Origin of the sequence: Azospirillum sp. A26 (assembly GCF_042604635.1) — a bacterium.
Classification (GTDB): Bacteria; Pseudomonadota; Alphaproteobacteria; order Azospirillales; family Azospirillaceae; genus Azospirillum; species Azospirillum palustre.
In genome coordinates this window covers 275,775-283,723 of the sequence record NZ_CP170477.1, presented here as the reverse complement: position 1 = coordinate 283,723, position 7,949 = coordinate 275,775, and the positions used below count along the sequence as shown (strand labels likewise).

Annotated in this window: 5 protein-coding genes; all 5 read left to right on the top strand. The window is 69.6% G+C overall.

From position 1 onward, the window contains the following. Positions 1–215: 215 nt before the first annotated feature. The 5 genes from ABNQ39_RS36020 to ABNQ39_RS36000 all read left to right on the top strand — a co-directional run bounded on the left by ABNQ39_RS36020 (position 216) and on the right by ABNQ39_RS36000 (position 7,949). On the top strand, positions 216–1,268 hold the full coding sequence (locus ABNQ39_RS36020; protein ID WP_376967369.1) for a M23 family metallopeptidase: 1,053 nt from the start codon (positions 216–218) through the stop codon (positions 1,266–1,268). Positions 1,269–1,457: 189 nt separating this feature from the next. Next, a complete protein-coding gene (locus ABNQ39_RS36015; RefSeq protein ID WP_376967367.1) occupies positions 1,458–4,073 on the top strand; it encodes a right-handed parallel beta-helix repeat-containing protein in 2,616 nt (871 codons plus the stop codon). Positions 4,074–4,234: 161 nt separating this feature from the next. After that, the gene (locus ABNQ39_RS36010; RefSeq protein WP_376967365.1) at positions 4,235–5,173 is read left to right on the top strand and encodes a hypothetical protein; all 939 of its coding nucleotides are present in this window, start codon (positions 4,235–4,237) and stop codon (positions 5,171–5,173) included. Between the two features lie 245 nt (positions 5,174–5,418). Beyond that, positions 5,419–6,429 carry a lysylphosphatidylglycerol synthase transmembrane domain-containing protein gene (locus ABNQ39_RS36005; RefSeq protein WP_376967363.1) on the top strand — a complete coding sequence of 337 codons (1,011 nt, stop codon included), beginning with the start codon at positions 5,419–5,421 and terminating at the stop codon, positions 6,427–6,429. Continuing rightward, positions 6,426–7,949, top strand: a complete 1,524-nt coding sequence (locus ABNQ39_RS36000) for a glycosyltransferase (protein WP_376967361.1) — start codon at positions 6,426–6,428, stop codon at positions 7,947–7,949. The genes ABNQ39_RS36005 and ABNQ39_RS36000 overlap by 4 nt, the downstream gene beginning before the upstream one ends.

Genomic DNA, 7,949 nt, shown 5'->3' with positions numbered 1-7,949 from the left:
GCTGTCGGTCCCGTCCTGCTGCCGTCGTCGATGAAGATGCGGGGCGGAGTATGCAGGCTGGCGATGTGGCCTTCGGATGATAAGGACGGGGCGGATTTCGGACGTGGTGCCCCTTATGCGACGGCGCATAGGGGTGGGGGTGGCCCCTGCCCGCAGGCATCCCACCTGTTGGGGACGATCAAGCAAGCTGGAGCTGTATGGTGCGAGGGGTTTGGATGAGGGTGCCGGTCCATTACTGCTGGGGGCTCGCCGCCCTGGCCTTGCTGCCGTCCGCGGCCTTCGCCGATTCTCCCGCCGCCGCTCCCGCCGGGGCGCCGGCGCTGGAGGTGCCGGTGCGCTGCCGGATCGGGGCGGACTGCTTCGTCCAGAATTACGTCGATGCCGACCCGGGGCCGGGGATGCGGGATTTCGCCTGCGGGCGCCTGACCTATGACGGGCACAAGGGGACCGATTTCCGGCTGCCCGACCTGGAGGCGATGCGGCGCGGGGTGGCGGTGGTGGCTGCCGCTCCCGGAACGGTGGCGCGCGTGCGCGACGGGATGGACGACGTCAGCATCCGCCAGAGCGGCGGCGCGCCCGCCGGGCGCGAGGCCGGCAATGCGGTGGTGGTCGACCATGGCAATGGCTGGGAGACCCAGTACAGCCACCTGAAACGCGGCAGCATCGAGGTCAAGCCGGGCGACCGGGTGGAGGCCGGCACGCCGCTGGCCCAGGTCGGGCTGTCCGGCAACACCGAATTCCCCCATGTCGATTTCGGCATCCGCCACGACGGCCGCACCCTCGACCCCTATACCGGCAAGGAGGTCGGGACCGGGGAGGCGCCGGCCTGCACCGCCGATCAAGGCGCCGCCCCGGTGCCGTCGGGCACGTTGTGGAGCGCCGAGGCGCGCCGGACGCTCGCCTACCGGCCGAGCGCCGTTCTCGGCGCCGGTCTGGCGCCCGAGGCGCCGAAGGCGGAGGTGGCCCGGAACGGCGGTTATGGCGGAAAGCCTGTGTCGGCGGACACGCCGGTGCTGGGGGTGTGGACGGAGTTGATGGGCGGGCGCCAGGGCGACCGGGTGACGCTGGAGGTGACCGGCCCCGACGGCCGCCGTCTGTTCCGCAACGAGGGCGCGGTGCCGCGTCCGCTGGCCGTGCTGTTCTTCGGCGCGGAGGTGAAGAAGCCCGCCGGGGGCCCCTGGGCGTCCGGCCCCTACCGGGTGACGGTGACGCTGCGCCATGGCGATGAAACGGTGGTGAGGGAGGAGCGGAGGATCGACCTGCGCTGACGGGGTTGAGTCGGAGCGTGTCGAAACAACGCGAAGGACAGGGCAAGTGACAACTGCGGCGGCAGGGTCACTTGTCACGAAATGAACACCGGATTTCCGTACGAAAGAGTATCTCCGAAAGGATAGGACTACCTCCTTATTAAGTGTTTCCGTCGTGAGATTGCCCGGTATCGGCAAGGCAATCCGGCAATGACAGACACTCAGCAGGCGTTCTACGTCGCGACCAACGGCAACGATTCCTGGTCGGGGCGTTTGGCGGCCCCCAACGCCGACGGCACCGACGGTCCCTTCGCCACGCTGGAACGCGCGCAGAGCGCGATGCGGGCGACCGGCATCCGCGACACCTATGTGCGCGGCGGCAGCTATGCCATGGCGCGCACGGTGACGCTGACCGCGGCCGACAACGGCGTGCGGATCATGGCCTTTCCGGGCGAGACGCCGGTGTTCAGTGGTGGCGAACGGGTCGGCGGCTTCACCGCCATCGGCGGCGGGCTCTATGCCGCGGCGACCTCTGCGACCGGCCTCGACCTTTCCATCGGCGGGGTGCGGCAGAAGGTGGCGCAGACCGGCGACTGGACGGCCGGCGACGCCAAGTCCGGCTGGTCGGTGCTGGAGGCGGCGGCCGGCGGCGCCAGCAAGACCAGCCTGCGCATCGGTGCCGGCGACGGGGCGATGGCGGCGGTGCTGGCCGCCGGGGTGCAGCCCGGCACGATGGTCCAGACCTTCGACACCGAGCGGCTGTCCGACAACATCGTCGGCGTCGCCTCCATCGATGCCGGCAGCCGGACCGTCAACTTCACGCAAGCGGCGAAATACGCCCTGCGCAGCGGCGGCACCTACCGCCTGCTGAACGACGACGCCTTCATCCGCGATGCCGGCGAATTCGCCTGGAGCGCCGAGACAGGCCGGCTGGTGGTGAAGCCGCAGGATCCCGGTGCCCTGCTGAGCCAGGGTGCCGTGGTGGCGCGGCTGGGCACGCTCGTGGCGCTGAACGGGGCGAGCGGCGTCACCCTCCAGGGGTTGACCTTCGCCGACACCAGTTGGGACGGCTCGGCCCTGACGCTGACCAATGCGTCGGGCAACAGCATTGCCGGCAATCGCTTCGTCAATGTCGGCACCGCGATGACGCTGACCGGATCGTCGGCCAACGCCATCGAAGCCAACCGGATGGAGCATCTGGGGGCCGGCGGCATCAAGGTCACCTACGGCAGCAACGGCAACCGCATCAGCGCCAACAGCATGGACGGCATCGGCGAGGTGCTGAAGGACGTCGCCGGCATCCAGCTCTACGGCACCAGCGGCACGCTGATCTCCGGCAACGACATCCGCAACAGCGCGCGCTACGGCATCTCGATCAAGAACTGGGACGGCGCCACCGTCAACACCGACACGGTGGTGGAGTACAACTGCCTCTACAACACGATGACCGAGACCGCCGACGGCGGCGCCATCGAGATGCTGGGCCGGTCCAACGTCGACACCCGCACGATCATCCGCGGCAACGACATCCGCAACGTCGGCGGGCTGGCGACCGACGGGTCGGGCTGGCTCGACCGCCAGAAGAGCTTCGGCATCTATCTGGACGACATGGCCAACGGCGTCACCGTCCAGGACAACTTCATCCAGAACACCGGCTGGGCCAGCGTCTTCATCCATGGCGGCGATTCCAACACCGTCACCAACAACTTCGCCACCCTGTCCAACCCGCGCGAACGCTTCATCCGGCTGGAATGGGTGCCGAGCGCCGGCACCATCGGGCTGCTCAGCAACAACCGGGTAACCGGCAACGTCATCTCCTCCTCCACCGGAGCCGATTATTGGGAGTTCTGGACCCCCGGCTCCTACAGCGTCAGCGGCAACCTGCTGCAGGGCATCCGCGGGCTGAACGGCGGCGACACGGTGTCGTCCGGCCTGTTCGCCAACCCGGCGGCCGGCGATTTCCGGCTGGGCAGCGGTGCCGCGACGGCCCTCGGCATCCATGACCTGGATTGGGGGCGGATGGGCTTCGCGCCGCTGACGGTGCCGGGGATTCCCAGCCCCGGTGCCGGCGGGGGTGCCGGGAGCGGGACCGCTCCGGCGACCGGCACGGGCGGCGCCCCCGCCGCCGCGGCCGGGCTGGCCTTCTCGCCGCTGGCCTACATCGCCTCCTACGCCGACCTGTCGGCCGCCTTCGGCGCCAACGCCGCCGCCGGTGCGGCGCATTACGCCGCCAGCGGCCGGGCGGAAGGCCGGACGGTGAGCTTCGACCCGCTGGCCTACATCGCCTCCTACGGCGACCTGTCGGCGGTCTTCGGCACCAACGGCGATGCCGCGGCGGCCCATTACATCGGCAGCGGCCGGGCCGAGGGCCGGGCGGTGAGTTTTGACCCGCTGGCCTACATCGCCTCCTATGGCGACCTGTCGGCCGCGCTCGGCACCGACCGGACGGCGGCGGCGATGCATTACATCGCCAGCGGCCGGGCGGAGGGGCGGACGGTCAGCTTCAACCCGCTCTCCTATCTGGCGGCCAACCCCGATCTCGCCGCCGCCTTCGGCACCGACACCGTCCGGGCCGATCTGCATTACCTGGGCAGCGGCAGGACCGAGGGGCGGAGCACCGGCTTCAACGCCTCGGCCTATCTGGCGGCCAACGCCGACGTGGCGGCGGCCACCGGCGGCGACCTGACGGCGGCGATGCGGCACTACATCCTGAACGGCCGGCTGGAAGGCCGGGCGCTGAGCCCCGCTGCTACCCCGGCCCCGGCCCGTGCCGCTGCGGCATTGATGCCGGACAGCGCCATGCTCGCCGCCGCCGGTGTGGGGTGAGCATGAACGACATCATGGAGGCGGGGCGCCTCTCGACCGGGAGGCGCATTACCTGAGATTGCAGAAATTAATAAACTTTTAGCTCGCAACGACGTTATCCTTCCTCCGATACATCCTGTCGGGGGGATAGCATGGTTGCGAAGGCTGTACAGGAAGGCGCCATGTCGCCGCTCTCGTTGCTGACGAAGCTGAAGTCGGCACCGCCTTCCGCGCCTCCTCCTGCCCCATCCTCCTCTCCCGCATCCCCCAAGATCGTGTCGCCGACCGCGCCCCAGGCCAAGACTGCGACCGATACGGTGTCGCTGTCGGCACAGGCGGTCTCGAAGATGACCGGGGCGGCCGACGCTCCGGGAGGTCCGTCCGCACAGCCGGTCCAGCTGAAGATCCCAGGCGATCTCAGTTTCGCGGATTTCAAGGCGATGAGTGCGCGCATGGAGAAGGTCATGGAGTATCATCTGGCGAGAGGAAACTTCATCCGACAGAGCATGGAGTCGCTGCGCAGCCAGTTCGGCTTCGAGGGGGAAGGCGAAGCCGCCGGCAACGTCTCGCTGGGTGGCGAGATCGGCAAGGTCGTCGAGCGGCAGGCGGTGTCGAGGGGCATCGCCATGCCTGAGAAATCCCAGGAGGTGAAGGACTGGGAAGCCGAGCGCCAGTCGGGAGCGTCGGTCCCGCCGGACGGCTGGGACAAGTCGTCCCTGATCACGCTGTTCCTGCCGGGATCCCAGGGGAGCGACGACAAGCAGGTGGAAATCTGGCTGGACAACCGGGCCTTCGACAAACTGGGCAAGATGTCGGCCGACGAGGTCAAGGCCGGTCTGGTCGACATGCTGAACGGTCCCGATGCCGCGGCGTCGCAGGCGGCGGTGGACGATGGAGCGTTCGGTGCCGCGATGCGGGCGGACAGCGAGCACCATCCGGAATTCCAGCAATCCAAGGCTCGGCTCGGCTTCTTCGATCCCGAGCAGGGGACGAGCGCCCAGCCCTGGCTGATGATCCAGTCGAGAACCGAGCCGGGCTATGTCCAGGAGAATGCCGGCAAGCTGGTCGATACGGTCATGTCGATCCTCAAGGAAGGGGCGGCCGCACGCACGGCCGGCTGACGCCCTCCCCCACCTGCCCCTCTCCCGCCTGATCGGGTGACAAGCCGGGCGTGAGCCGTTACAACGGCCCGTTCGGCGCCGCTGTCCCGCGGCACCCGGATTTCCACGCGGGGATGATGGCCCAGGCTCTTCTCGACACCCCCTTCGCCCAATCGGCGAAGCCCGGTTCCGGCCCTGCCTCTGGCCCTGGGCAGCCCAGCCCAGGCCTGCCCAGTCCGGGGAAGCCGGCCGGACGGCGGTGGCCGGTGCTGGTCAAGCTGGCGGTGACGGTCGCGGTGCTGGGGGCGCTCGCCGCCGGGGCCGATTGGACCGGCATCGCCGCGCGCCTGTCGGCCGCCGATCCCCTGCTGTTCGCCGCCGGCTTCGCCGTGAAGGCGATGACCCTGCCCTTCGCCTCGCAGCGGTGGCGGGCGGTCGGCCGCGCCGCCGGATTCTCGCTGACCCGCTGGACCGCCTTCCGCCTGCAGATGGCCAGCGGATTCCTCGGCCAGATCCTGCCCGGATCGGTCGGGGCCGACCTGCTGCGCGGCTGGTTCACCTGGCGGCTCGGCCATCCCGCCGGTCCGGTGATGCTGGCCCTGCTGGTCGACCGGCTGATGGCTCTGCTGGGGGTGGTGCTGATCGGGCTGCTCGGGCTGCCGCATCTGGCCGCTGTGGCGCCGCCCGCCGTCGCCGCCACCGTGCTGGCCGGGGCGCTGGTGCTGGCCGTCGCCATGGGGCTGCTGCTGCTGGCCGGGCGCATCCCACGCGACCGGCTGCCGGTTCCCAAGCGGCTGCGCGACGGGGCGCTGGGGCGGACGGTGTGGACCGCCGTGGCGCAGCTACGCGCCATGGGCGGCAACCCGGCCGCCTGGGCGGCGCTGGGCCACAGCATCGGCGTCCACCTCGCCACCATCGGCGCCACCATCCTGTTCGCCCGTTCCGTCGGCCTGCCGGTCGGCTGGCTCGACGGGCTGGCCATCGTGCCGGCCGCCATCGTCGCCGCGGCATTGCCCGTTTCGCTCGGTGGCTGGGGCGTGCGCGAGGGCGCGATGGTCGCCGGTTTCGCGCTGCTCGGCTTCAATGCCGACGCGGCCCTCCTGGTCTCGCTGCTGATCGGACTGTCGATTGCCGTCCTGTCGCTGCCCGGCGGCGTCTTCTGGCTGCTGCTGCGCAACGAGACCGCCGTCCAGACAGCTGCCCAGCCAGACCATCAGACGCCCCTTCAGACCGCTCCCGGCGGGGCTGACGCCTTTCCCACGGATTTTTCGCGATGACCGACCAGCCGACCTCGACGCTTTCCCAGCCCGTCACCGTGACGGCCGTCATGCCGGACACTGCTGCCGGGACGCGCGGCCTCTCCCCGCGCCAGCAGCGCATCCGCTCGCTGTTCGACGCCATGGCCCCTCTGCGCGACCGCTGGGCCGAGCGCAACCGCGCCTTCCATGACGCCGACCGCGCCTATCTGCGCTTCCTGATCCCGGAAGGGGCGACGGTGCTGGAGATCGGCTGCGGCGTCGGCGACACGCTGGCGGCGCTGAAGCCGGCGCGCGGCGTCGGCATCGATCTCAGCCCGGCGACCATCGCCGAGGCCAAGGTCCGCCATCCGCAGCTGGAGCTGATCGCCGCCGACGCCGAGGATCCGGCGACCATCGACAGCATCGAGGGGCCGTTCAGCCACATTCTGCTGTCGGGCACCATCGGCTTCCTGGACGACATCGAGGAGACGCTGCGCCTGCTGCGCCGGGTCGCGACGCCGAAGACCCGCATCATCGTCAGCTACCATTCGCGCGTCTGGGAGCCGATCCTGTGGGCGGCGGAGAAGCTCGGGATGCGCATGCCGCAGGGCAAGCAGAACTGGCTGTCGACCAGCGACATCGTCAACCTGCTGGATCTGGCCGGCTGGGAGCCGGTGCGCCGCGAATGGCGCCAGCTGATCCCGAAGCGGCTGCTCGGGCTGGGCACGCTGGTCAACCGCTACATCGCACCCCTGCCCGGCATCCGCCGGCTGTGCGTGCGCAACTATGTCGTCGCCCGGCCGCAGCCCACCGTCGAGGCGGTGACGGTCGACGGCAAGCCGGCCTCGGTCACCGTGCTGATCCCCTGCCGCAACGAGCGCGGCAACATCGAGAACGCCATCCGCCGGCTGCCCCGCTTCGCTCCTGACGTCGAGGTGATCTATGTCGAGGGCAATAGCCAGGACAACACCTACGAGGAATGCCTGCGCGTCCGCGACGCCTATCCCGACTGGGACATCAAGGTCATGAAGCAGCCCGGCAAGGGCAAGGGCGACGCGGTGCGCGCCGGATTCAATGTGGCGCGCGGCGACATCCTGATCATCCTCGACGCCGACCTGACGGTGCCGCCGGAGACGATGGGGAAATTCTACCAGGCCATGGTGTCGGGGCGCGGCGAATTCGTGAACGGCACGCGGCTCGTCTACCCGATGGCGCCGGAGGCGATGCGCTTCCTGAACTTCCTGGCCAACCGGGCCTTCGCGCGCATCTTCTCCTTCCTGCTGAACCAGCGCTTCACCGACACGCTGTGCGGCACCAAGGTGCTGTGGCGCAAGGATTACGAGACCATCGTCGACAACCGTCACTACTTCGGCGATTTCGATCCGTTCGGCGATTTCGACCTGATCTTCGGTGCCGCCAAGCAGAACCTGAAGATCGTCGAGGTGCCGGTGCGCTACGCCGACCGCAGCTATGGCGAAACCCAGATCTCCCGCTTCACCCACGGCTGGCTGCTCGCCCGCATGGTGGTGTTCGCCTGGAAGAAGCTGAAGGCCTTCTGA